The sequence below is a fragment of the Variovorax sp. 10N420 genome, assembly GCF_056394705.1.
In genome coordinates, this window is record NZ_JBFTIJ010000007.1 from 282259 (window position 1) to 305960 (window position 23702).

Annotated in this window: 22 protein-coding genes and 1 tRNA gene; 10 read left to right on the forward strand and 13 right to left on the reverse strand. The window is 63.3% G+C overall.

Annotated features, from left to right (window positions below):
- Nucleotides 1-3: 3 nt before the first annotated feature.
- Nucleotides 4-1056 (reverse strand): UDP-N-acetylmuramate dehydrogenase, encoded by a 1053-nt coding sequence (gene murB / locus AC1DEK_RS20105; protein ID WP_478127028.1) that lies wholly within the window; start codon nucleotides 1054-1056, stop codon nucleotides 4-6.
- A gap of 75 nt (nucleotides 1057-1131) precedes the next feature.
- On the opposite strand from murB, the gene AC1DEK_RS20110 reads away from it, so the two are divergent.
- Nucleotides 1132-1617: a YajQ family cyclic di-GMP-binding protein gene (locus AC1DEK_RS20110; RefSeq protein WP_478127029.1), complete on the forward strand. Its 486-nt coding sequence runs from the start codon at nucleotides 1132-1134 to the stop codon at nucleotides 1615-1617.
- Nucleotides 1618-1884: 267 nt separating this feature from the next.
- The gene (locus AC1DEK_RS20115) at nucleotides 1885-2457 is read left to right on the forward strand and encodes a retropepsin-like aspartic protease family protein (protein WP_478127092.1); all 573 of its coding nucleotides are present in this window, start codon (nucleotides 1885-1887) and stop codon (nucleotides 2455-2457) included.
- Between the two features lie 3 nt (nucleotides 2458-2460).
- Here the strand turns inward: AC1DEK_RS20115 and AC1DEK_RS20120 are convergent, their stop codons facing one another.
- From AC1DEK_RS20120 to AC1DEK_RS20135, 4 genes are read right to left on the reverse strand one after another with little or no spacing between them, the layout of a single operon-like run.
- On the reverse strand, nucleotides 2461-2814 hold the full coding sequence (locus tag AC1DEK_RS20120; protein ID WP_478127030.1) for a RidA family protein: 354 nt from the start codon (nucleotides 2812-2814) through the stop codon (nucleotides 2461-2463).
- A gap of 15 nt (nucleotides 2815-2829) precedes the next feature.
- Nucleotides 2830-3465, reverse strand: a complete 636-nt coding sequence (plsY, locus tag AC1DEK_RS20125) for a glycerol-3-phosphate 1-O-acyltransferase PlsY (protein ID WP_478127031.1) — start codon at nucleotides 3463-3465, stop codon at nucleotides 2830-2832.
- 52 nt (nucleotides 3466-3517) lie between these two features.
- On the reverse strand, nucleotides 3518-4009 hold the full coding sequence (locus AC1DEK_RS20130; protein WP_478127032.1) for an aminoacyl-tRNA deacylase: 492 nt from the start codon (nucleotides 4007-4009) through the stop codon (nucleotides 3518-3520).
- Between the two features lie 10 nt (nucleotides 4010-4019).
- The gene (locus AC1DEK_RS20135) at nucleotides 4020-5081 is read right to left on the reverse strand and encodes an aldo/keto reductase (protein WP_478127033.1); all 1062 of its coding nucleotides are present in this window, start codon (nucleotides 5079-5081) and stop codon (nucleotides 4020-4022) included.
- A gap of 83 nt (nucleotides 5082-5164) precedes the next feature.
- On the opposite strand from AC1DEK_RS20135, the gene AC1DEK_RS20140 reads away from it, so the two are divergent.
- The 8 genes from AC1DEK_RS20140 to AC1DEK_RS20175 all read left to right on the forward strand — a co-directional run bounded on the left by AC1DEK_RS20140 (nucleotide 5165) and on the right by AC1DEK_RS20175 (nucleotide 14150).
- A complete protein-coding gene (locus tag AC1DEK_RS20140; protein WP_478127034.1) occupies nucleotides 5165-6082 on the forward strand; it encodes an alpha/beta fold hydrolase in 918 nt (305 codons plus the stop codon).
- Between the two features lie 92 nt (nucleotides 6083-6174).
- Nucleotides 6175-7279 (forward strand): peptide chain release factor 2 gene (gene prfB / locus AC1DEK_RS20145; protein WP_478127035.1). Its coding sequence is split into 2 segments (ribosomal slippage): nucleotides 6175-6255 and nucleotides 6257-7279, totalling 1104 coding nucleotides; the frame shifts between segments, so codons are not numbered across the junction.
- A gap of 11 nt (nucleotides 7280-7290) precedes the next feature.
- A complete protein-coding gene (locus AC1DEK_RS20150; RefSeq protein ID WP_478127036.1) occupies nucleotides 7291-7965 on the forward strand; it encodes an HAD family hydrolase in 675 nt (224 codons plus the stop codon).
- On the forward strand, nucleotides 7952-10642 hold the full coding sequence (gene pepN / locus AC1DEK_RS20155; protein ID WP_478127037.1) for an aminopeptidase N: 2691 nt from the start codon (nucleotides 7952-7954) through the stop codon (nucleotides 10640-10642). Before AC1DEK_RS20150 ends, pepN begins: the two co-directional genes overlap by 14 nt.
- 20 nt (nucleotides 10643-10662) lie before the next feature.
- Entirely contained in the window at nucleotides 10663-11673 is a 1011-nt protein-coding gene (locus AC1DEK_RS20160) for a class 1 fructose-bisphosphatase (RefSeq protein WP_478127038.1), read from the forward strand.
- A gap of 11 nt (nucleotides 11674-11684) precedes the next feature.
- A tRNA-Thr gene (locus tag AC1DEK_RS20165) sits at nucleotides 11685-11760 on the forward strand.
- A gap of 354 nt (nucleotides 11761-12114) precedes the next feature.
- Nucleotides 12115-13083, forward strand: a complete 969-nt coding sequence (locus AC1DEK_RS20170) for a hypothetical protein (RefSeq protein ID WP_478127039.1) — start codon at nucleotides 12115-12117, stop codon at nucleotides 13081-13083.
- A gap of 251 nt (nucleotides 13084-13334) precedes the next feature.
- A complete protein-coding gene (locus tag AC1DEK_RS20175; RefSeq protein ID WP_478127040.1) occupies nucleotides 13335-14150 on the forward strand; it encodes a hypothetical protein in 816 nt (271 codons plus the stop codon).
- A 9-nt stretch (nucleotides 14151-14159) separates the two neighbouring features.
- On the opposite strand, the gene AC1DEK_RS20180 is transcribed toward AC1DEK_RS20175, so the two are convergent.
- The 8 genes from AC1DEK_RS20180 to AC1DEK_RS20215 form a co-directional block, all read right to left on the reverse strand.
- Nucleotides 14160-14894: an RNA polymerase sigma factor FliA gene (locus AC1DEK_RS20180; protein ID WP_478127041.1), complete on the reverse strand. Its 735-nt coding sequence runs from the start codon at nucleotides 14892-14894 to the stop codon at nucleotides 14160-14162.
- A gap of 35 nt (nucleotides 14895-14929) precedes the next feature.
- On the reverse strand, nucleotides 14930-15781 hold the full coding sequence (locus AC1DEK_RS20185) for a MinD/ParA family ATP-binding protein (RefSeq protein WP_478127042.1): 852 nt from the start codon (nucleotides 15779-15781) through the stop codon (nucleotides 14930-14932).
- Nucleotides 15782-15791: 10 nt separating this feature from the next.
- Nucleotides 15792-18254, reverse strand: coding sequence for a flagellar biosynthesis protein FlhF (gene flhF / locus AC1DEK_RS20190; protein ID WP_478127043.1), 2463 nt, complete (start codon nucleotides 18252-18254; stop codon nucleotides 15792-15794).
- Complete coding sequence (gene flhA, locus AC1DEK_RS20195) at nucleotides 18251-20344, reverse strand: flagellar biosynthesis protein FlhA (protein WP_478127044.1); 2094 nt, start codon at nucleotides 20342-20344, stop codon at nucleotides 18251-18253. Before flhA ends, flhF begins: the two co-directional genes overlap by 4 nt.
- Nucleotides 20341-21483, reverse strand: a complete 1143-nt coding sequence (gene flhB, locus AC1DEK_RS20200) for a flagellar biosynthesis protein FlhB (RefSeq protein ID WP_478127045.1) — start codon at nucleotides 21481-21483, stop codon at nucleotides 20341-20343. The genes flhA and flhB overlap by 4 nt, the downstream gene beginning before the upstream one ends.
- An 80-nt stretch (nucleotides 21484-21563) precedes the next feature.
- Nucleotides 21564-22205 (reverse strand): protein phosphatase CheZ, encoded by a 642-nt coding sequence (cheZ, locus tag AC1DEK_RS20205; RefSeq protein WP_478127046.1) that lies wholly within the window; start codon nucleotides 22203-22205, stop codon nucleotides 21564-21566.
- A 10-nt stretch (nucleotides 22206-22215) separates the two neighbouring features.
- Nucleotides 22216-22602 (reverse strand): chemotaxis response regulator CheY, encoded by a 387-nt coding sequence (cheY, locus tag AC1DEK_RS20210; RefSeq protein WP_478127093.1) that lies wholly within the window; start codon nucleotides 22600-22602, stop codon nucleotides 22216-22218.
- A 29-nt stretch (nucleotides 22603-22631) separates the two neighbouring features.
- On the reverse strand, nucleotides 22632-23657 hold the full coding sequence (locus AC1DEK_RS20215; RefSeq protein WP_478127094.1) for a protein-glutamate methylesterase/protein-glutamine glutaminase: 1026 nt from the start codon (nucleotides 23655-23657) through the stop codon (nucleotides 22632-22634).
- Nucleotides 23658-23702 lie beyond the last annotated feature (45 nt).

Below are 23702 nucleotides of genomic sequence, written 5' to 3' on the forward strand. Positions count from 1 at the left end.
GAGCTAAATGACCACTGGCTCGGGCTCGAGACGGATTCCGAACCGTTCGTAGACGCTGGTCTGGATGGCCTTGGCAAGTGTCATCACCTCGCCGCCGGTCACCGGGTCCGTCTTGCCACCGCGATTGACCAGCACCAGCGCTTGCCGCTCATAGACGCCGGCATTGCCGACCGACTTGCCTTTCCAGCCGCAGGCGTCGATCAGCCAACCGGCCGCGAGCTTGATGGTGCCGTCCGCCATCGGGTAGTGAACGATCTTCGGGTCGCGCGCAATGATGTCAGCGCACTGTTCGGGCGTGACGGTCGGGTTCTTGAAGAAGCTGCCGGCATTGCCGAGCACGCGCCAATCGGGCAGCTTGGCGCGGCGGATCGCGCAGATCCAGTCGAAGATTTCCATTGCGCTGGGCGTGAAGTTGCCGGTTTCGGCCATCTTGCGTTCAAGGTCCAGATACCCGAGCACTGGCTTCCAGGGCTTTGGCAGGCGGAAACGCACTCGGGTGATGAGCGCACGCCCGGCGAGGCCAAAGTCGTTTACGCGCGTAGCGACATGCTTGAACACCGAATCGCGGTAGCCGAACGCACACTGCGCCGCGTCCAGCGAGAAAGCGCGGCCTGTGTCGAGGTCGATGGCATCCAGCGAATCAAATCGATCTTGCAGTTCGACACCATAGGCGCCGATGTTCTGCACCGGCGACCCGCCCACGGTCCCGGGAATGAGCGCCAGGTTTTCAAGCCCCGGGAAGCCTTGCTCGAGTGTCCACAAGACCGTGTCGTGCCAGACTTCGCCCGCGCCGGCTTCGACGACCCAGGCGTGCGACGTCTCTTCGAGCATCCTGAGCCCCTTGATCTCGACCTTCAGCACGAGCGGCTTGACGTCGCCGGTCAGCACGATGTTGCTGCCGCCGCCGAGCACGAACTTGGACATCGAGTGCCATTGCGCATCAGCCAGCAGCGCCGCCACGTCTGCATCGCCGGCGACGCGTGCCAGATGCTGCGCACGGGCCACGATGCCAAAACTGTTGTGCTGTTGCAGCGGTACGTTGTGCTCCACGATCATGGGAGAATTGTCGCATTCGCACCGCCGCGCGGCACTGCGCGTGGCCCTTTCAATTTGTTGCCGCCCGGAGCCTTCATGCCGTCTTTTGACACCGTTTGTGAACCCAACTTGCCCGAGGTCAAGAACGCAGTGGAGAACACCGCAAAGGAAATCGGAACGCGCTTCGATTTCAAGGGCACAGCGGCCGCTGTCGAGCTCAAGGACAAGGAAATCACCATGATCGGTGACGCCGAATTCCAACTCGTGCAGGTCGAGGACATCCTGCGCGCAAAGCTCACCAAGCGCAGCGTCGACGTCCGCTTTCTCGACAAGGGTGACGTCCAAAAGATCGGCGGCGACAAGGTCAAGCAGGTCATCAAGGTCAAGAACGGGATCGAATCCGAGACGGCCAAGAAGATTCAGCGCCTGATCAAGGACAGCAAGCTCAAAGTGCAGGCCGCCATCCAGGGAGATGCGGTACGGGTCACTGGCGCCAAGCGCGACGATCTCCAGGCAGCGATGGCACTGATCAAAAAGGACGTGCCCGACATGCCACTGACGTTCAACAACTTCAGGGATTGAGTGGCACACCCCCAGGCTTGCCCACTTCGTGTGGCCGCCCACCCCCTCGCCAGTGGAAACACCGGCTCGCCCCCAGGCTCGCGCACTTCGTGTCGCTCTCCACCCCCTACCGGGGGCAACACCGGCGGCCTGGCAAAGCCAGTTCCGCGGTGTTCCTATTTTTCGAGCGGCCCGGCTAAGTCGGTTCCGCGGTGTTCCTGGTCTTGGCGGGTGGGCGCGCTGGCGTTACTGGTGGCGGGCTGTACTTTGGCTCAGGCTCAGTCGGTGATGCTGACGGGGACTATTGGGAGCCGGGCGATACTGATGGTAGACGGCGGTTCGCCGAAGACCGTGGCGGTGGGCGAGACGTTCAAGGGGGTCAAGTTGCTGGCGCTGCAAGGTGAGCAGGCGACTGTCGAAGCCGGCGGCAAGCGCATGGCGCTGCGTATGGACACGCCGGCGAGCATCGGCGGAGCATCCAGCGTCGCAGGTGGGACGCGGATCGTGCTGCCTGTGTCGAGCGGCGGCCATTTCATGACGCAGGGAGCCATCAACGGGCGGGCCGTGACGTTCATGCTGGACACAGGCGCGACGAATGTCTCGATGTCGGCTGCCGACGCGCAACGCATCGGGCTCGACTTCAGCAAGGGGCAACCCGTGCGCATGAACACCGCCAATGGCCCTGCGCAGGGCTATCGCCTACGCCTCGATTCAGTGCGGGTCGGCGACGTGGAAATCTACGACGTCGATGCGATCGTCTCGCAGCAGCCGATGCCCTACGTCCTGCTCGGCAACAGCTTCATCAGCCGCTTTTCAATGCGGCGCGATGCCGACCAGATGGTTCTCGAAAAGCGGTTCTGAGGCTCAAGCAGCCGCGGCCGTCACAACGATTTCGATCTTGTAGCCGGGGTTAGCCATTGCGGCCTGCACCGTCGCGCGTGGCGGCGTGTTGTCGGCGGGAATCCAGGCGTCCCACACTTCGTTCATCGCGCCGATTTCAGCGATGTCGGCCAAAAAGATCTGCGTCATCAGGATGCGCGATTTATCGCTGCCGGCCTCGGCAAGCAAGCGGTCCACCATGGCGAGAACCTGTGCGGTCTGGCCGCGGATGTCCTCGGTGGTGTTGTCCGCCACCTGACCGGCAAGATAGATAGTGCCGTTGTGCACCGCCGTCTCGCTCAGGCGCGGACCGACGTGGAAGCGTTGAATGGTTGGCATGTTTTGTCCTTCTGTTTATTTACGAGCTTTGGAACCGAGCCTGGATTCGGTGCCAGCGGCAAGGCGCCGGATGTTCTCGCGATGCCGCCAGATCAGGAGCAGGCTCACGGAAACCAGCGACAACAACACCGTGAGGTCCAGCGGCCACGCGATGTCGCCGCCGATCAGGTAGTAAGCCGGCGCAAAGAAAGCGGCCACGATCGAAGCCAGCGACGAATAGCGAAAGAAAATGGCAATGATCAGCCATGTGGCGCCGGTCGCCAGCCCGAGCAGCCACGCGATGCCGACGAGTACCCCCGCCGCAGTGGCGACGCCCTTGCCGCCCTCGAAGCCGAAGAAGACGGGGTAGAGGTGTCCGAGAAATGCCGCCAAGCCGGCGAGCGCTGCAACACCCTGCCCCATGCCGAAACCCGCGCCGAAGTGCTGGATCAGGAACACGGGGATCCAGCCCTTGAGTGCATCGAGCAGAAGTGTCGCCAGCGCCGCGCCTTTGTTGCCCGAACGCAGCACGTTCGTGGCGCCCGGATTCTTGCTGCCATAGCTGCGAGGGTCCGCCATGCCGAGCGATTTGCTGACGATCACCGCAAATGACAAGGATCCGAGCAGGTACGAAAGAACGATCGCGATGAGCGAAGGAAAGTAAGAACTCACAGTGTCTCCGGGCCGGCAAACCCGGCGGCACGCCTCCGAATGAGGCAGCCGGCTATTCTGCCAGCGCGCACTGCACCGGCTTTGCGCCCAGCAGCTTCACGCAGACCTGCGGGTCGATCCCGATCAGATAGCCCCGCCGTCCGCCATTGATGGCGATGCGAAGCAGTTCAAGGATGGTCGACTCCACGTAGACCGGCATCTCGCGCCGCGTGCCGAACGGCGACGTGCCGCCGACAAGATACCCACTGTGCCGGTTCGCCACTTCGGGTTTGCAAGGTTCGACCGATTTCGCGCCGATCTGTCGCGCGAGATTCTTGGTCGAAACGGTGCGATTGCCGTGCATGAGCACGATCAGCGGCTTGGCGTCCTGGTCTTGCATCACGAGTGTCTTGACCACCGTGAAGGGATCGAAGCCGAGCACTTCGGCGCTGTGTTGCGCGCCGCCGTGTTCGAGATATTCGTACGGATGTTCGGTAAACGCGATGCCGTTCGCCCGCAGCAACTGGGTTGCGGGCGTTTCGGAAACGTGCGTTTTCTTGCTCACGTCGCCGTCATCAGGCTGCGGGATCGCGCATTTCCCAGCGGATCTTGTCGATCTCGGCCAACACCTGGGGCGAGAGCTTGGTGCCCCAGGCGTCGAGGTCCTCTTCAAGTTGGGCAAGCGAAGTCACACCGATGATCGTGCTCGCAACCTGCCATTTGGTGTAGCAGAAAGCCAAGGCGAGCTTTGTCGGGGTGAGACCGTGCGCCTTTGCCAGCGCGTTGTAGCGCCGCGCTGCCGCGAGCGCGTCGGGACGGCCCCAGCGCTGCTTGCGCACCGATTCATATCCCGAAATGCGCGCACCCTTGGGTGCCGAAGGGCCTTCGGTGCCGCTCTCGTCGTACTTGCCGGTCAGCAGGCCGAAAGCCAACGGCGAGTAGGCCAGAAGCGAAACACCAAGCCGATGCATCGTCTCGTCGAGGCCGTTTTCCAGCGCACGGCTGATCAGGCAATAGACGTTCTGTACGGTCGCAACCCGTGGCAGGCCGTGCTGCTCGGAAAGCCGCACGAATTCGTGGACCCCGTAGGGCGTTTCGTTCGAAAGCCCAATGGCGCGCACCTTGCCCGCCTTGACGAGCTTGCCCAAGGCTTCGAGCTGCTCATGAATCGACGTGGCCGACCTCTCCTTCGTCGGGTCGTAGTAGATCGAACCAAAGGCCGGCACATGGCGCTCCGGCCAATGGATCTGATAGAGATCGATCACGTCCGTCTTCAGTCGCTTCAGGCTTGCGTCACATGACGCGGCGATGTCGGCGGGCGTCATGCCCTCGCCTTCTCGCACCCACGGCATGCCGCGCGACGGTCCGGCAACTTTGGTCGCCAGCACGATCTTCTGGCGCATGCCGGGGTTCTTGTCGAACCAGTTGCCGATGATGGTTTCCGTAGCCCCGAAGGTTTCCTTGCGGGCCGGCACGGCGTACATCTCCGCAGTGTCGATGAAATCGATGCCGCGCTCGAATGCACGATCGAGGATCGCGTGAGCGGTCGGCTCATTGACTTGCTCACCGAAAGTCATGGTGCCGAGGCAGACCGGGGTGACGTGGAGGTCGCTCTGACCGAGTTGGATTTTTTGCATGGGCGAAATGCTACCTGCTGCCGCCTCCGCATGTCTTGCACCGGACTGCGCGGCGCTGGCGGCATCCGTATCATTCGAGCCCGATGTACCAAGCTCTCCGCGTCTCGCGCAGCGAATTCGTTCCTGTGCGCAATCTGAATTACCACGTGCGCCTGTGGGGCTCGCCTTCGACTGCGCGACCGCCGCTGGTGCTGCTTCACGGCTGGATGGACGTTGCAGCGTCCTGGCAATTCGCGGTCGACGCAATGGCGGACGATCGCTGGATCATTGCGCCGGATTGGCGAGGGTTCGGCCTCACCAGTGGCGGCAACGTCGACAACTACTGGATGCCCGACTACCTCGCAGACCTGGACTGGCTGCTGGACCACTATGCGGGTGAATCCCCCGTCGATCTGGTTGGGCACAGCATGGGTGGCAACGTGGCCATGCAATATGCCGGCGTGCGCCCGCAACGGGTCCGCCGGCTGGTCAACCTCGAAGGCTTCGGCATGCCTGCGTTTGTCCCCGAGCAGGCGCCGGAGCGCTATGGCAAGTGGATCGACGAACTCAAGCGTCTGCACCGCGGTGAAATGGCGCTGGCCGGCTACTCGCAGGTGGACGGCGTCGCCCGCCGGCTCATGAAGACCAATCCGCGTCTCACCCAGGACAAGGCCGACTGGCTCGCTGCTCACTGGTCGGTCGGCAAACCGCACCCGGACGGCGGTGATCGGTGGGAAATCCTCGGCGACCCGGCGCACAAGATCATCAACGCCCATATCTTCCGGGTCGACGAGACGTTGGCCCTCTATGCCGCCATCACCGCTCCGCTGCTGGCCGTGGAGGCCTCGGACGACAGCCTCAGCCAATGGTGGAAGGGACGCTACACGCTGGCGGAATTCCACGAGCGCCTGAAGAAAGTGCCGAACGCTCGCATCGCCCGGATCGAGGACGCCGGCCACATGCTGCACCACGACCAGCCTGCACGCCTGGCATCGTTGATCGAGGAATTTCTGAGCTCTTGAAAGCGGTTCCGGGCAGGCCGCCCTCCCCCGGACCCGGCCATGGCGGGCATGAGAAAATGCCCGGTTTTCCCCGAACACAGTCAGGACACCCCATGGATGCAGAGCAAATCAACCAAATCGGCGCAACCCTCGCGGACCTGACCGCCCGGACCGTCGATTTACGGAGGTATCTTTGACTACGATGCCAAAGCCGAACGCCTGAGGACGGTCAACGCATCGCTCGAAGATCCCAACGTCTGGAACGATCCCAAGAAGGCCCAGGAGCTGGGCAAGGAAAAGAAGTCGCTCGACGACGTGGTCGTCACGCTCGACCGCCTCACCAGTGGCCTGTCGGACAACACCGAGCTCTTCGAAATGTCGAAGGACGAAGGCGACATGGATGGCCTGCAAGCCATCGCCGATGACGCCGCCAAGCTCGAAGCGGACATCAAGCAGCTCGAATTCCGCCGGATGTTCAACAACCCGGCAGATCCGCTGAACGCATTCGTCGATATCCAGGCTGGCGCCGGCGGTACCGAAGCTTGCGATTGGGCCAGCATGCTGCTGCGCCAGTACCTCAAGTACGCCGAGCGCAAGGGTTTCAAGACCCAGATCGAAGACGAGACGCCGGGCGATACCGCCGGCATCAAGGGCGCAACTATCAAGGTCGAAGGTGACTACGCTTTCGGCTTGCTGCGTACCGAAACAGGCGTGCACCGGCTGGTGCGCAAGTCGCCCTTCGACTCCTCGGGCGGGCGGCACACCAGCTTTGCGAGCATCTTCGTCTACCCGGAAATCGACGATTCCATCGAGATCGAGATCAACCCGGCGGACGTGCGCACCGACACCTTCCGCGCCAGCGGCGCTGGCGGCCAGCACATCAACAAGACTGACTCTGCCGTGCGGCTCACGCACATTCCGACGGGCATCGTCGTGCAGTGCCAGGACGGCCGAAGCCAGCACAGCAACCGTGACGTCGCCTGGAAACGCCTGCGCTCGCGCCTGTATGACCACGAGATGCGCAAGCGCCAGGAAGAGCAGCAAAAACTCGAGGACAGCAAGACCGACGTGGGCTGGGGTCATCAGATCCGCAGCTACGTGCTGGACAACAGCCGCATCAAGGACCTTCGCACCAACGTCGAAATCTCGGCCACGCAAAAGGTGCTGGATGGCGACCTCGATGCTTTCATCGAAGCCTCGTTGAAGCAAGGCGTCTGATGCAGGGCGCGATGGAAAAGCCCGAAGCCCTGATCTTCGACATGGACGGCACCATGATCGACTCCATGCCCTGGCACGCCAAGGCCTGGGTCGAGTACGGGCGCCGCAACGGCCTCGATATCGACGTGCCTCATTTCATGCGGCGCACCACCGGCCGTACGGCGTTCGAATGCGCCTGCGAGCTCATGGGCCGCGAAGTCACGCCGGCAGAAAGCGCTGAGATCACGCACGCCAAGGAATCGATCTACCGCGAGCTGTTCGGTGCGGCATTTCGCGAGGTCGACGGTTTTCGGGCTTTCGCAAGCGCAGCGGCAGCACGAGGCCTCAAGATCGCTGTTGGCACCGCCGGGGACAAGCACAACATCGCCTTCACGATGTCGAATCTCCGCCTGGAGCGGGCTCCCCTGGCCATTGTTGGCGGCGACGAAGGGTTTCCGGGAAAACCCGAGCCAGCCATTTTTCTCGAAGCGGCGCGCCGCATCGGCGTCGCTCCTGAGCGCTGCGTCGTCTTCGAAGACGCCCCCTTCGGCATCGAGGCCGCCCGCCGTGGCGGCATGATGGCCGTGGCGGTCTGCACCACCCACAGCGCCTCCGAACTCGCGGGGCCGCATGTGATTGCGGCCGTGCGTGACTACAACGAACTCGCAAACTCAAACTTTCTGGAGACATTCGATGCTGTTGCGTGATGCCCAAGGCCAGCCCGTGGCGATTCGCCGCGAGGACTACAGCGCGCCTGCCTACTGGATCGATACGGTCGATCTCACCTTCGACCTGGACCCCGCCAAGACGCGAGTGCTCAACCGCATGCGGCTGCGCCGCAATCCGGACATGGCGCCGGAGCCGTTGCGCCTCGACGGTGACGAGCTCAATCTCGCCCGCGTGCTGGTCGACGGCCAGGGTGCGTCCTTTCGCATGGAAGGCGATCAGTTGGTGATCGACAACCTGCCAGAAAGCTTCGAGTTGGAGATCTTCACCACCTGCTGCCCGAGCAAGAACACCAAGCTCATGGGCCTCTTCGTCAGCGAGGACACCTTCTTCACGCAATGCGAAGCCGAGGGCTTCCGCCGCATCACTTATTTCCTGGACCGCCCGGATGTGATGGCGAGCTATACCGTGACACTGCGCGCCGCCAAGGCCGCCTACCCGGTGCTGCTGTCCAATGGCAATCTCGTCGAGCAAGGCGAACTGCCCGAAGGCCGCCACTTCGCGAAATGGGTCGATCCCTTCCGCAAGCCGAGCTACCTCTTCGCGCTGGTCGCTGGCAAGCTGGTGGCGCGCGAGCAGCGCATCAAGGCGCGCAATGGCAAGGAGCATCTGCTGCAGGTCTATGTTCGCGCGGGCGACCTCGACAAGACCGAGCACGCAATGAATTCACTCATCAATTCGGTGATGTGGGACGAAGCCCGCTTCGGCCTGCCGCTGGACCTCGACCGCTTCATGATCGTCGCGACCTGCGACTTCAACATGGGTGCGATGGAGAACAAGGGCCTGAACATCTTCAACACGAAGTACGTTCTCGCCAACCAGGCCACCGCGACCGATGCCGACTACAGCAACATCGAAAGCGTCGTCGGGCACGAATACTTCCACAACTGGAGCGGCGACCGCGTGACTTGCCGCGACTGGTTCCAGTTGTCGCTCAAGGAGGGCCTCACCGTCTTCCGCGACCAGGAGTTCAGCCAGGACCTGTGCGCCGATGCGTCGGCTCGCGCGGTCAAGCGCATCGAGGATGTGCGGGTCCTGCGCACCGCGCAGTTTCCCGAAGACGCCGGCCCGATGGCGCACCCCGTGCGGCCCGACAGCTATATCGAGATCAGCAACTTCTACACCGTCACCATCTACGAGAAGGGTGCCGAGGTCGTTCGCATGATGCAGACGCTGGTCGGCCGCAAGGGTTTCGAGCGCGGAATCACGCTCTATTTCGAACGCCACGACGGCCAGGCCGTGACTTGCGACGACTTCGCGCAAGCCATCGCCGATGCGAATCCCGAGTCCGATCTGGCGCGCCTGCTGCCCCAGTTCAAGCGCTGGTACAGCCAGGCAGGCACGCCGCGCGTCGCCGCACACGGCGTCTATGACGCAGCCAGCCGCAGCTACACGCTGAGCTTTGTTCAAAGCTGCCCGCCCACACCGGGCCAGCCTGTCAAGGACCCATTCGTGATTCCGGTGAACATCGGCTTGCTGAGTGCCGACGGGCGCGAACTGCCGCTGCAACTCGAAGGCGAAGCCGAGGCGACGCAAGGCACGCGCACCCTCGTGCTCACGCGTGCCGGCGAGCAAATCACTTTCGTCAATGTCGACGCGGAGCCGGTGCCTTCGATCCTGCGCGGGTTCAGCGCACCGGTGATCCTCGACTACGACTACGCCGACGCGCAGCTGCTGACGCTGCTCGCCAACGATCCCGATCCGTTCAACCGCTGGGAAGCCGGACAGCGCCTGGCCCTGCGTGCCGCTCTGCGAGCCATTGCGTCGCCGGCAAGTCCGGGCGAACTGCCGCTGAACGACGCGTTCATCGACGCGATGCGCAGTGTGCTGCGCCATCCCCAGCTCGATGCGGCCTTCAAGGAACTCGTCCTGACGCTGCCGTCGGAGACCTATATCGCCGAACAGCTCGAGGTGGTCGACCCCCAGCGCGTGCACGCAGTGCGCGAAGCCATGCGGGCGCAAATCGCCACCGCACTCTTCGCCGACTGGGAACAGGTCTACGAGCAGAACCGCGACACCGGCGCCTATACGGCAGACCCGGTTTCGTCTGGCCGCCGCGCCTTGGCGGGCATCGCGCTCACGCACCTGTGCCTTGCCGCGCGTGCATCCGGCGACACCGTGTGGCCCGGCAAGACGCTTCAGCGGTTCAAGGACGCGGGCAACATGACCGATCGATTCAACGCCCTGAACGCGCTGGTCTCCTCCGGCCATGCGCTCGCTGCACAGGCATTGGCGCGCTTCCACGAGATCTTCAAGGATGAAGCGCTGGTGATCGACAAGTGGTTCTCGCTGCAAGCAGGTGCACCCGACCGCGGCGGCGACATCCTGCCGCTGGTCAAGCAACTGATGAAGCACCCGGACTTCTCCATCAAGAACCCGAATCGCGCACGCAGCGTGATCTTCAGCTACTGCAGCGGCAACCCCGGCGGCCTGCACCGTCCAGACGCCGCGGGCTATGTGTTCTGGAGCGACCGAGTGATCGAACTAGACGCGATCAACCCGCAAGTGGCCGCACGTCTCGCGCGCGCGCTCGACCGCTGGAGCAAGCTCGCCGAACCCTACCGCAGCGCCGCACGCGAAGCCATCGCCCGCGTCGCCGCCCGCCCCGACCTCAGCAAGGACACTCACGAAGTCGTCACACGCGCATTGGCCGCCTGACCGATCAAGGACCTCCCTACATGGCTCAACACAAGATTTCACTCACCCGCTACCTCGTCGAACAACAGCGCGCCGACGGGTTGATCCCCGGCCAGTTGCGCCTGCTTCTCGAAGTGGTCGCCCGCGCCTGCAAGAGCATCAGCCAAGCCGTCAACAAAGGCGCGCTCGGCGGCGTACTCGGCTCGGCCGGCAGCGAGAACGTGCAAGGCGAAGTACAGAAGAAGCTCGACATCATCGCCAACGAAGTGCTCATCGAAGCCAACGAATGGGGCGGCCATCTCGCCGCGATGGCGAGCGAGGAGATGGACAGCATCTACGTCGTGCCCAACCGCTATCCGCAAGGCGAATACTTGCTCCTCTTCGATCCCCTCGACGGATCGAGCAACATCGATGTGAACGTGAGCATCGGCACCATCTTCAGCGTGCTCAAGAAGGCGGACGACACGCCCGGTGTTCAGGAAAGCGATTTCCTCCAGGCGGGCAGCAAACAGGTTGCTGCGGGCTACTGCATCTACGGCCCGCAGACCACGCTGGTGCTGACAGTCGGCGCGGGCGTCGCGATGTTCACGCTCGATCGCGAGCAAGGCTCCTTCATGCTCACGCAGGAAGACATCCAGATCCCGGCCGACACCAAGGAATTCGCGATCAACATGAGCAACATGCGCCACTGGGACGCCCCGGTGAAGCGCTACATCGACGAATGCCTCGCCGGCAAGGAAGGCCCGCGCGGCAAGGACTTCAACATGCGCTGGATCGCCAGCATGGTGACCGACGTGCATCGCATCCTGATGCGCGGCGGCATCTTCATGTACCCGTGGGACAAGCGCGAGCCTGAAAAGGCAGGCAAGCTGCGCTTGATGTACGAGGCCAATCCGATGAGCTGGCTCGTCGAACAGGCCGGCGGCGCGGCCACCAACGGGCGCACACGCATCCTCGATCTGGAGCCTTCGAAACTGCACGAACGCGTTGCTGTTGTGTTGGGGTCAAAGAATGAAGTCGAGCGAGTGACTGGCTATCACGAGACGCTATAATCGCGAGCTTAGCCGGTGTAGCTCAGTCGGTAGAGCAGCTCATTCGTAATGAGAAGGTCGGGTGTTCGATTCATCTCTCCGGCACCAATCGCAGGTAAAAAAGTCCGCTATCAAATCGATAGCGGACTTTTTTTGTTTTTGGTCTTCCTTAGGCAACTGCAGGCAAGTTCAAGCGGCATGGGCGCCTCGCATCTTTTCTCCAACGCATGGAACACAAGCCGATGCAGAAAGCTCTGCAACTCGAGGTCTTGGAAGACGAGCTTCGGGCCTGCCTATGGAACACAGTGGCGAAAGGCCTCTGGTTCCGCACTCGGGGATGCGCCGATGTCTGGCGGCTGCTGGCGCCATGAACTTGAATTCAGAACCCGGCGACCACACCAGCGTCAATAGCGAATGGCAACCGGATCGTCTACAGTCTGCGACTAGGACGGAGGACGCAGCATGCTCGAAGACACCTGGAGTCTCTTGAAGCTTGTGTTTGGATCAAGCCTTGTTTCGGGCGTCGTCAGCGTCCTTATCGTGGCGCCGCTTACCGCGACTTTGATCGAACGCCGACGCCGAAACAAGCTGCGAGACCTTCGTCAAGTCACGCTTTCGGTGCTGTTGGAAGACTTCCGCGCCCTTGCCAGGCCGTTGCTGATGAGCTGGATCAATTTTCAAGCGATGGAACGAGACAACGCCTTCGCCCCCACTCTGCTTGCGATCGCGCACAAATCCCACGCTAAAGCGATCGAATGGGACATCGCGAAGTTGGAGGATCTAAAGTTTTCCCGAGCCGTGGTCAAACAGCAGATCGATCAATTCGATAAATATCGAAAGGAGGCGATTAGGTGGCTCGAAGACTTCGAAGCGGCAGTGACCCGCACACTTGCGCAGACATCGTATTTCTCCGACAAGCTCGAACCCACCGAGTTCACCGCGGTGCTGGTAATCCGTGCGGAGCTGACGGAAGCAGTCCGTTGCACTCGCTCCTGGATCTTCTTCCTGCAAAGCGGACAACCTGGAGCAACACAGGAGCCGCTGAGTTTCAACTACTCGGGGGCTCTTTCAAGATTTCCGCAATACGTAGAGCAGTTCGGAAAAAGAGAAGACAACGATCCACCTCTTGTTCGAATCCTGGATCGTCACCTTGTTCCACTCGCCTATCCGAGGGAAGAGATTGAAAAATGGCTGAATACACCGCTATATACGTACTCTGAAGCGGACCTGTCAGAAGAGGTTCGAAATACTCTCGGCAGCAGCTTCGCAGACATATTGAAGGCACTCCCCAGCGTCGATGAACAACGACGCATGTTCAAAGCACTCGCTGAAGTCGATCGCAGCGCATTTGCGGAGTACCTTGCCGACTATGAGCACTGGCTACGGACCAAAAAGGAGGCAGCCGTTGGCCAACCTTCGACTTCGTCCTGAGCATTGGCCGGTGACGGGACCCAGTTCGTGTTCAGTTGCTCGTGGCTCGGCAGCCCCATGAACGTTCAGGGCCGCGCTTGTACCCGTCGCCGGCTTGTTGACCGGCCCGACCACCTCTCAGCATTGAAACCTGCGCCTCTTTCCCCCGCGCCTACGTGAAGTAATAGGCATACTTCAGTACTAAATCCAGCACCCCGCGAGCCAAAAACCACTCGCCGTTCGGAGAATCCGGTTGAAACGCTTGGAACTCCATGAACAACAACCGCGTCGGCTATCGCTTCGCCATCCTCGGACTCGTCTCTCTCGCTTTGGGCATCGCCTGCGTCGGCTGGGCGCCTTTATTGGGCGGCTTCAGCTTTGTCGGCGCGACCGCGTCGGTGTTCCTAGCGATGCTCAGCTTCAGCAAGTTGGCAGCCCTTCGTCGGCTGTTGCCGGATGCTCCCTCCACTCCGACCCCGGAAGCCAAGCGCGAGTCAGTGCGCGCGCCGATCGTCCCCCGTCAGCGCGGCGAAGTTGACGATCAGGTCAATGACGACGATGACGATGAGGAGGCGGAGCTCGCGGCCAGGCTGGCTGCATTGCGTGCCGCTGTGCAAGGTCCGAGCGAGCACCGTCCTGCCCCACGCGAGCCCGAGCAGGCGCATGGCGAGGAGCAAGCGCCCGATGCAGGAATCACGGTCATCGAGGAAACACCGCTCGAGCCGGAACTGGCCACTCTGTTCGAGCCCCCCGCAGTCGAAGCGCCGCCCGCGCCGACAACGCCCGCCTCCGGAATGCGGCAAATGGATGATCTGCGCGCAGAGCTCGCGCGCCTTCGGGAGAACGCCCGGATGCGGCAGGCTGCGACACCTGTCAGCGTTGCACCGCCAAACTTCCTCGAGGCGCCGTCGCACGCATCGGCAGCACCAAGCGCCAGTGATGCCGCGCTCCACGCTCCCGAGCTATTCGCTCGAACGGAATTCTCCGGGCTGCCAGGCGAGCGGCCCGCGCAGTCATCCCTGCAAGAAGAAGAATTTCCGAGAACGGAGTTCGCAGGCCTCAGGGCTCCGTCCCCCTCGCGCACATAGCGCACCCCTTCAGAGCAGCTCCTTGAGCCGAGCTCTCAGGCGACTGATCGCCTGGCTGTGCAGTTGACAGACGCGACTCTGGCTCACCTCGAGGATCGCGCCGATCTCGCGCAGGTTGAGTTCTTCCTCGTAGTAGAGATTCAGCAGCAACTGGTCGCGCTCTGGCAGGGCCGAGATGGCATCGACGAGCTGATGCCGAAATCCGCTTTCCAGCAGTTGCTCCAGCGGATCGTCGCTGTCGCGCTGGCCCCGCCGTGCATCCTGCGCGTGCAAATCGAGGAACGGGTTCTCCGCGTCTCCCTTCGCAAAATCTTCGACGTAGAGCAATTGGCAACCCTGGATCTCCTGCAGCAGCGACTGATAGCCCTCCAGGTCCATCTTCAGCTCCTTGGCGATCTCGCCTTCAGTCGGGGAGCGTCCAAGGCGGTGCTCCAGCTTCTGGATGGCCTTCTCGACGCCGCGCGCCGATTGGCGCAAGCCTCTCGACCCCCAGTCGCTGGCGCGCAGTTCGTCGAGCATCGCGCCGCGGATGCGCTGGCTGACGAAGGTCTCGAACTGCGCGCCCTTGTTGTCCTGATAGCGCGACGATGCATCGAGCAGGCCGATCATGCCGGCCTGAATGAGGTCGTCGAGTTCGACGCTGGCGGGCAGCTTGGCGATCATCTGCAGTGCGATGCGCCGCACGAGCGGCTGATGCTGCTCCAGAAGATGGGACTTCTCGATGGTTCCCTGAGCGGTGTACACGTCCGGTCCTTGTTCCGATGTTCAGGTTTTGCTGTTCAGGCGGCGACTGCGCGCGACGCGCGGGTCGCACCAGCAATCGAAGTTGCAATGCGGCGTTCGCGCGTGGCTTGCGCGGGCATGCGCCACGGCCATTGGCCCATGTCGCTGGCGACGCGGCGGAAGTCCACCGCGACGGGGCTGGCCGGAAAGGCCTCCACCATCGTCTGGCTCAATCGCCGTGCGTCCGCAAGGTGTGCATCTGCGCGAACCCAGCCGGCGGGCTCCAGCGAGACAGCGAGGTAGCGGCTGCCGGTGTTGGCGAGGTTGCCCATGACCGTGTGCGCCTCTTCGGCGTTCGAAGCCTTGTTTACCAGGAAGCGCAACTGCTTCAATCCGTGTGCGTAGTGCAGCCTCTTGATGCCCGAGTACGCGGTGGTCACTGAAGCGGCATTGGGTTGCAGCACGAGCACCAGTTCGTCCGCACCCTGCGCGAGCACTGACAACCGCCCCTCGGCATCGAGCGCGGCATCGATCAGGACGACGCCACCGCGGCACAGCGAACGCACATCCGCTTTCGCATGCACCATGCCGATCGGCGCTGGCAGCACGTCGACACCGCAACCGGCGCGGGCTGCCGCACCAGCGCACGTCAAGCGGCGATCGGCCACGTCGGCGAGCAAGCCTGGCGGCTCGACCGCCCACAGCGCGGCCGCGGAATCGGCGGCGGGATGATGCTCGTCAAGCAGCAGGACGTCCTTCCCCTGATGCACGAGGGCCGCACCCAGGTTCATGGCGGCGGTCGTCGCACCGTCGCCGCGGCGCATGCCCGCAACGGCAATCACCCGCGTGGGCGTGTGCGACAGGAGGCGGCGCAGTCCGTCCGCCTGGTCGGTCACCAGCTTGGTCATACAGCGCTCCTCAATCTTGCTTCTCCATCGGCTTCGGCTGCTGCGTAGGCGCGGTCGATTCGGTCCCGAGCGCCTCCAGCAACAGGAAGAGCTTGCTCACGCCGACATACAGCGCGTTTCCGGTCAAAGGCCGGCTCGACCGCACAGGACGCCCCGTCAACTGGTTGAGCAGCATTCGCGTGCGCTCGGCCCACTCGCCGTCTGCATGCAGCAGACGCCAGACGGTCGTGCCGACTTGTCCGGCGATCAACAGCCGCTTCATCATGTCGGGGTCACCCAGTTCACCGATGCCGCCGACGAGTTGCACGCCCTGGCGGATCAGCCGGAAGCACGGCTCCACTTCGGCAGCCCATGCCTGCCACTGTGCGAGCTGCCGGGCCGATACATGCATGCCGATGTTCGACAGCAGATACGTCTGCGCGATGATCTTGTTGCCCCGCGCATCGGTCACGCGCGTCACCACGCAGCGCAACGTCGGCACAGTGCATTGGTCAGGGACGCCGCGAAGCTGCACTTCGACATGGGCTTCGCACTGCATCGCCGCCTTGCCGCGGAACATCACCACCCTCGCCTCACCGAACGCATATTCGAGACGCGACAGCTTGCTCGATGCGCCGTTCTGCGGATCGATCACGCCCGTCGAGCCCGGCGCGCGCGCAAACCACTTCTGCCCTTGCGCCTGCCATTCAGCCATGAACTCGAAGGCGGGCAGGCGCGGCAGCACATGCACGAGCGCTTTGCCGAAATCCTGCTGCCGGAGCCATTGCACCTGTCGCGCGCCGGGCTTGCGTCGCGCATCGGCGCCGCCACCGACAGCCGCTGTCGACAGCCACTGGTTGGGAGCGGAAAGCGGTTGGCCGGTGCGATCCGACATCAGAAGGCTGCCCTGGCATTCATAGGCATCGCCGCCTTCGTTCGAACGCAGGCCGACTTGTCCGCTCAGCGCCAACACATGCTGATCGCAACCGCCCGCGATCTCGCCGCGAGCGTGCGTCATGAGGTCCTGCAGCACTGTCTTCTGGACGACGCCTTCGTCACCCGCATTGCGCCAGAGGCGGCGTGCTGCCTCGAAGCCGATCGGCGCGCCAGCGAGCGCACCGGCGGCGGTCGCCAGCTCTTGCGCGTCGTGCGCCATGGCGCGGATGAGGTTCTGGTATTGCGTGCGAAGCCGGTCGGCTTCCGCGCGTGCCTGGACGACTTGCGCCGATGGCGCCGCGCCCGAAGGCTCGTCCTGCATGTCGATCTCCGCGGGCACGAAGAGCGGGTTGTGCCGGCGAGGCTGGAACACACTGTCCACCAACTGTGCGCGATCGGCCTGCATCAGGTTCTCCGGCACCTTCTGGCCGCTGGAGATGTAGTGCACCGGGAGCCGGTGGCGGATCACGGTGTCGATGAGCGCACCCGGATGCGTGGCCTCGTCAACCTTGGTGAAGATACAGCCGGCCAGCTCGTTGCCGCCGCCATGGCGATAGGCGTGTACGACTTCATTGAGCGTGTCGCCGTGGCTCGTTGCATTCAACAGCAGCAGCCGCTTGACGGGCCGATGGCTGTTGCAGAGCATCGCGATCTGATCCGAGACCGCACGGTCGCGCTGGCTCATGCCGACGGTGTCGATGAGCACCATGTGCTTGTCACGCAGGTCCTGCAGCACGAGGTGCAGATCGGCAGCGTCCTTCACGCCGTATACCGGCACGTTGAGGATTTGTCCGTAGATGCGCAATTGCTCGTAGGCGCCGATGCGATAGCTGTCGGTGGTCACCAGCGCCAGCTTGTCGGCGCCGAAGCGCATCACGCAGCGCGCGGCCAGCTTGGCGGTCGTGGTGGTCTTGCCGACACCAGTGGGTCCCATCAGCGCATACACCCCGCCTTGCGCCAGCAGGGCATCTTCGTCTTCAAACACGGGCACGGCGCGAATCAACTCGGCCCGGGCGAAGGCCATGCCTTGCCCGTAGGTCTGGCCTGTGGGCAGCTTTTCCAGCATGGCCTTCGACAGGCGCGCGCTGAAGCCGGCACCGAGCAGCGTTCGCAGCAGGCGGCCACGCACGGGATCCTGCCGCTGCTTGTCGTTCCACACGACGCTTGCGAGTTGCTCTTCGAGCATGCCGCGCATGGAATGCAGTTCGTTGAGAACAACGTCGGTGTGAACAGGCGCGGCCTCTGGCTCGGCCTTTGCCGCCACTGCAACCGGCGGCACAGCTGGCTGGACCGGCGCCATCGGCGCAACCGGCGCCGTCGGCGTCGGCGAAGCAGTCGGCTCAGCGGCCTTCGCGGACACCATCGGCACTGCGCTTCGGAGCGCCTGCGTAACGTCGCCTTCGACCATCGCCACGATCTCGACGCCGTCGGGCAGCGCCCGATTGCTCAACACGATGGCCTCGGCGCCGAGGGCTTCGCGCACCAGGCGCAGTGCTTCACGACTGGTCGTGGCAACGAATTTGCGGGCCGTGGCCCGCACGTCTGTAGAAATACTCAACCTCTTCCTCCAATGGTGGCGGTGACTTTGATGTTGCGAGCGTCAGGGATCTCCGCATGGGAGAGCACCTTAAGTTGCGGCAGGCTGCGCCGCAGGAAACGGGAAAGCAGGACGCGCAAGCCGTGCTGAACGACGAGCACCGGTGCAAGGCCCATCTGCTCCTGTCGTGCGATGGCTGCCTGTGTCTGGCGCAGCAGGTTGTCGGCGAGTCCGGGCTCGATGCCGCTGCTGCTGGTCATCGCCTGCTGCAGCACGCCGTCGAGCGAACCGTCGAGCCCGATGACCTGCAATTCCGTGTCGCCGGGGAACAGGTGCTGCACGATCGCGCGGCCCAGCGCGAGGCGCGCCAGCGTCGTGAGTTCGGTCGCGTCCTTCACGGTCGGCGCGTGCTCGGCCATCACGTCGAGGATCGTGCGCATGTCGCGGATCGAGACTTCCTCGTCGAGCAGGTTCTGCAGCACCTTGTGCAGCGTGCTCAGCGAGACGACCTTCGGCACGAGGTCCTCGGTGAGCTTGGGCGCCGTCTTGGCGATCTGGTCGATCAGTTGCTGAACTTCCTGGCGGCCGAGCAGTTCGGCAGCATGCGTCTGGATCAGGTGGTTCAGGTGCGTCGCCATCACCGTGCAGGCATCGACCACCGTGTAGCCGTAGATCTGCGCTTGCTGGCGCAGGTTGCCGTCGATCCACACCGCCGGCAGGCCGAAGGCCGGGTCCTGCGTCACGGTTCCCGTCAAGGTGCCGGTGACCTGACCGGGGTTGATCGCCATCCACTGGTTGGGGAAAGCCTCGCCGCGCCCAATCTCCACACCCTTGAGGCTGATGACGTAGCTGTTCGGCTTGATCTCCAGGTTGTCCCGAATGTGGACCACTGGAACGAGGAAGCCGATCTCCTGCGCAATCTTCTTGCGGATACTCTTGATGCGGCCGAGCAGTTCGCCTTGCTGCGACTGGTCCACCAGCGGGATCAGGCGATAGCCGACTTCCATGCCCAGCGGATCGACCAACGCAACGTCGTCCCAGGTGGCCTCCGCCGCTTCGGGCGACGGCATCACCGCAGCCTGCGCCGCAGCCGTCTGCTCCGCGGTCACGACCGGCTTGCGGAGGAACACACGCCGGCCGGTCCAGGCCAGGCCGCCCGCGATCAGCAGGAAGGCCAGGTTCGGCATGCCCGGGATCATGCCCATCAGGCCGATGATCCCGGCGGTCAGAAACAGCACTTGCGGGTTCGAGAAGAGCTGGCCCGTCAGTTGCCGGCCCACGTCCTCGTCCGTCGCGACGCGCGACACGATCACGCCGGCCGCGGTCGAGATCACCAGCGCCGGAATCTGCGCGACCAGGCCGTCGCCGATCGCGAGCAGCGTGTAGGTCGTTCCGGCCGTCGAAAAGTCGAGGCCATGCTGAACCACGCCAACGACGAGCCCGCCGATGATGTTGATGACCATGATCAGCAAGCCGGCAACCGCATCACCACGAACGAACTTGCTCGCACCGTCCATCGAGCCATAGAAGTCCGCTTCCTGCGCGACTTCGGTACGGCGCTTGCGTGCGACGTCTTCGCCGATCAGGCCGGCGTTCAGGTCGGCATCGATCGCCATCTGCTTGCCCGGCATCGCATCCAGCATGAAGCGGGCGCCGACTTCCGCGATGCGGCCCGCACCCTTGGTGATCACCATGAAGTTGATAAGCACCAAGATGATGAACACCATCACGCCCACTGCGAAGTTGCCGCCGACCAGGAAGTGCCCGAAGGCCTCGATCACCTTGCCTGCCGCGTCGGGCCCGGTGTGCCCATGCATCAGCACCACGCGGGTCGACGCCACGTTGAGCGACAGCCGCAGAAGCGTGGAGAACAGCAGCACTGCGGGAAAGGCGGCGAAGTCCAGCGCCTTCATGGTGTACATGCTCACCAGCAGCACCATCACCGACATCGCGATGTTGAAGGTGAACAGCAGGTCCAGCAAGAAGGCCGGCAGCGGCAGCACCATCATGCTCAGGATCATGATGATGAGGATCGGCCCGGCCAGCCCCTTGAATTGGCTGCCGGAGAACATTTGCGTCGGCAGACGCATCAGGTTTGCCATCGAGTTCATGCGGCCTTCACGGTGTATTCGAGTGATTCAGGGATCGGCAGGTCGCGCGGCGTTCGCGGCGCTTCGCCGCCTTCGTCCTTCCAGCGCTTGAGCTGGTAGACCCATGCGAGCACCTCGGCCACGGCCGTATAGAGGCCCGACGGGATCTCGTCGCCCAGCTTGGTGTGCTTGTAGAGCGCCCGCGTAAGAGGCGGCGCTTCGAGGATCGCAACCTTGTTGGCTGCAGCGATCTCACGGATGCGCAGGGCCACCTGATCGGTGCCCTTGGCCACCACGCGAGGGGCGCGCATGTCGCTGTCGACGTATTTCAGTGCCACGGCAAAGTGCGTGGGGTTCGTCACGATGATGTCCGCCTTGGGCACTTCGGACATCATCCGGCGCCGGGCAACCGCCTGCTGTTGGCGGCGAATCTGCGCCTTGATGTGCGGGTCGCCTTCGCTCTCCTTGTGCTCCTGGCGAAGGTCTTCGCGCGACATGCGCAGCTTGCGGTAGTAGGTCCACAGCTGCCAGGGCACGTCGATCAGCGCAACCAGCAGCAGTGCGCCTGCAATCAACGCGCAGTTGCGTCCGACGAACATCATGGTTTGCGGCAGTGCGGCGCTGGCCGGAAGCGCCGTCAGCTGGATCACCCCGGCAATGTTGCGTGAGATGACCAGGTATGCCACGCCGCCGATCAGCATCGACTTGGCCAGTGCCTTGGTCAGCTCCACCAGCGATTGCGTGGAGAACATGCGCGCCACGCCGGCCAAGGGATTGAGCTTGCCGAAGTTGGGCGAGACCGCCTTGCCCGAGAACAGCCAACCGCCAAGCAGCATCGGTGCGACGACGGCGGCCACTACCATCATCGCGAAAAGAGGGGCGAGGGCCAGCAGCGTTTGCAGTGCCATCTCTCCGGTGCGCAGCATCATCTGCGACGGATCGAACACCGCGTCGCGTTCGAAGTGCAAGCCCTTGCGGAGCGCAGCGTCCATGGTGCCACCGAGGGACGCTGCCGAGAACCACAGGCCTGCGATGGCCGTGCCCAGCATCACGAACGTGGTCAGTTCCCGCGAGCGGGCCACGTTGCCTTCTTCGCGCGCCTTCTCCAGGCGCCGCGCAGAAGCCGGTTCGGTTTTTTCGAGATCGCTTTCCTCAGCCATGGCTGATTATTCGATTCGTGGGCACCGAACAATCGCCCGATCAAGCGTGCTATCGCCCTCCTTCTCTGCGAATCAAGTGATCAGAAGCCGAGGCTTTCCAGCAGGTCGTCGACCTGCGACTGGTCCGTTACCGCGTCGGGATTCCCCGGCACGATCTGCGGCCCGTTCATCAGGTTGTTGCTGCTGATTTCCTGTCGCTTCTCGGCGGGCGAGTTGTCGATCAGCACCTGCAGCAGTTGCGTCTCGACCTCGTTGACCACTTCCATCATCTTCTTGATGACCTGGCCGGTCAGATCCTGGAAATCCTGCGCCATGAGGATTTCCATGAGCTGCGAGTTGATGGCGCTCGCCTTCTGCGGCACGTCCTGGAGGTAGCCGCGCGTGTCCATCACCAGTTCGCGCGCGTGGTCCAGCTCGATCGGGTTCGCAAACCATTCGTCCCAGCGTTTGCTCAATCCTTTCGCATCGGTCGCGAGGCCTTCCTGGAGCGGCTGCGCCACGTCGATGGCATTGAGCGCCCGATGCGCCGCGCGCTCGGTGGTCTCGGCGACATAGTTGAGCCGGTCCCTTGCGCCGGGGATGGCCTGAGCGGCCTTTTCCACCTGCTTGTCCAGGCCCAGCTCGCGCATGCCTTCGCGCAATTGGCGCGTCAACTGCCCGATGCGGCCCAGCAGTTGCTCGGCGGTGTTCCCCTGTTCTCGTTCGGAGGGGTTTGGGTTCATGGCTTGCCCCTTACTTGTTCAATTTCTCGAAGATCTTGGTGATCTTCTCTTCGAGCGTTGCGGCCGTGAATGGCTTGACCACATAGCCGTTTGCACCGGCCTGGGCCGCAGCGACGATGTTTTCCTTCTTGGCTTCGGCGGTCACCATCAGCACGGGCAGCTTGCCCAACTCGGGGTCGGCACGAATGGTCTGCAGCATCGTGAGGCCGTCCATGTTCGGCATGTTCCAGTCCGACACCACGAAACCGAAATTGCCGCCGCGCAGCTTCTCGATGCCGGCGGCGCCGTCTTCCGCTTCGTCGACATTGAGGAAGTCGAGTTCTTTCAGAAGATTGCGCACGATGCGCCGCATGGTGGGGAAGTCATCCACAACCAAAATTTTGATGCTCTTGTCGATCACGATTTCTCTCACTCCAACAGTTCGTTTCAAACCCGATTCGTACGCGCACCGAAAGTGCGCAAATGCGCCAGCACGCGCCGGCTCATTTCTCCCAGTGGTGCGACTTCATCAGCCGCACCCAATGCAATCGCCTCCTTCGGCATGCCGAAGACGACGCAGCTCGCCTCGTCCTGCGCCAGCGTGTAGGCGCCGGCCCGTTTCATGCGCAGCAAGCCTTCGGCACCGTCCCTGCCCATGCCGGTGAGGATCATCCCGATGGCGTTCTTGCCGGCGTGCTTGGCCGCCGAGTCGAACAGCACGTCGATGGAGGGGCGATGGCGGTTCACCGGCGGCTCCTGATCGAGATGCGCAACGTAGTTCGCGCCGCTGCGGCCCAAGGAGAGATGGAATGCGCCAGGCGCGATGTAGGCATAGCCAGGCAGCACACGCTCGCCGTGCTCGGCCTCCTTGACGGTGATGCGGCAGAGCCCGTCCAGGCGCTGCGCGAAAGAGCGCGTGAATCCCGCCGGCATGTGCTGCGCGATGAGCACCGCCGGACAATCCGGCGGCAATGGCTGCAGCACCTCGCGAATGGCTTCGGTGCCACCGGTCGACGCGCCGATGATGATGAGCTTTTCGGTACTCAGCAGAGGGCTGCGCAGCAGCGCTTCCGGCGGAGCATCGCCCGTCGACTTCGCCGGTCCGCCATGGCGTGAAGGCAGCAGGCGCGCGCTGAAGGCAGTACGGATCTTCCCCGTGATCAGCTCCGTGTAGTTGAGCAGGCCGTCGCGCACGCCGAGCCTCGGCTTGGTGACGAAGTCGATGGCACCGAGCTCCAGGGCACGCAGCGCGATCTCCGAGCCGCGTTCGGTCAACGAAGACACCATCACCACCGGCATCGGCCGCAGGCGCATGAGCTTGTCGAGGAATTCGAGCCCGTCCATGCGCGGCATCTCGACGTCGAGTGTCAGCACGTCGGGGTTCGTAACCTTGATGAGGTCGCGCGCCACCAGCGGATCGGCCGCGGTGCCAACCACCACCATATCGGGCTGGCTGTTGATGATTTCGGTCATCACGCTGCGTATCAGCGCCGAATCGTCGACGCACAGCACCTTGAT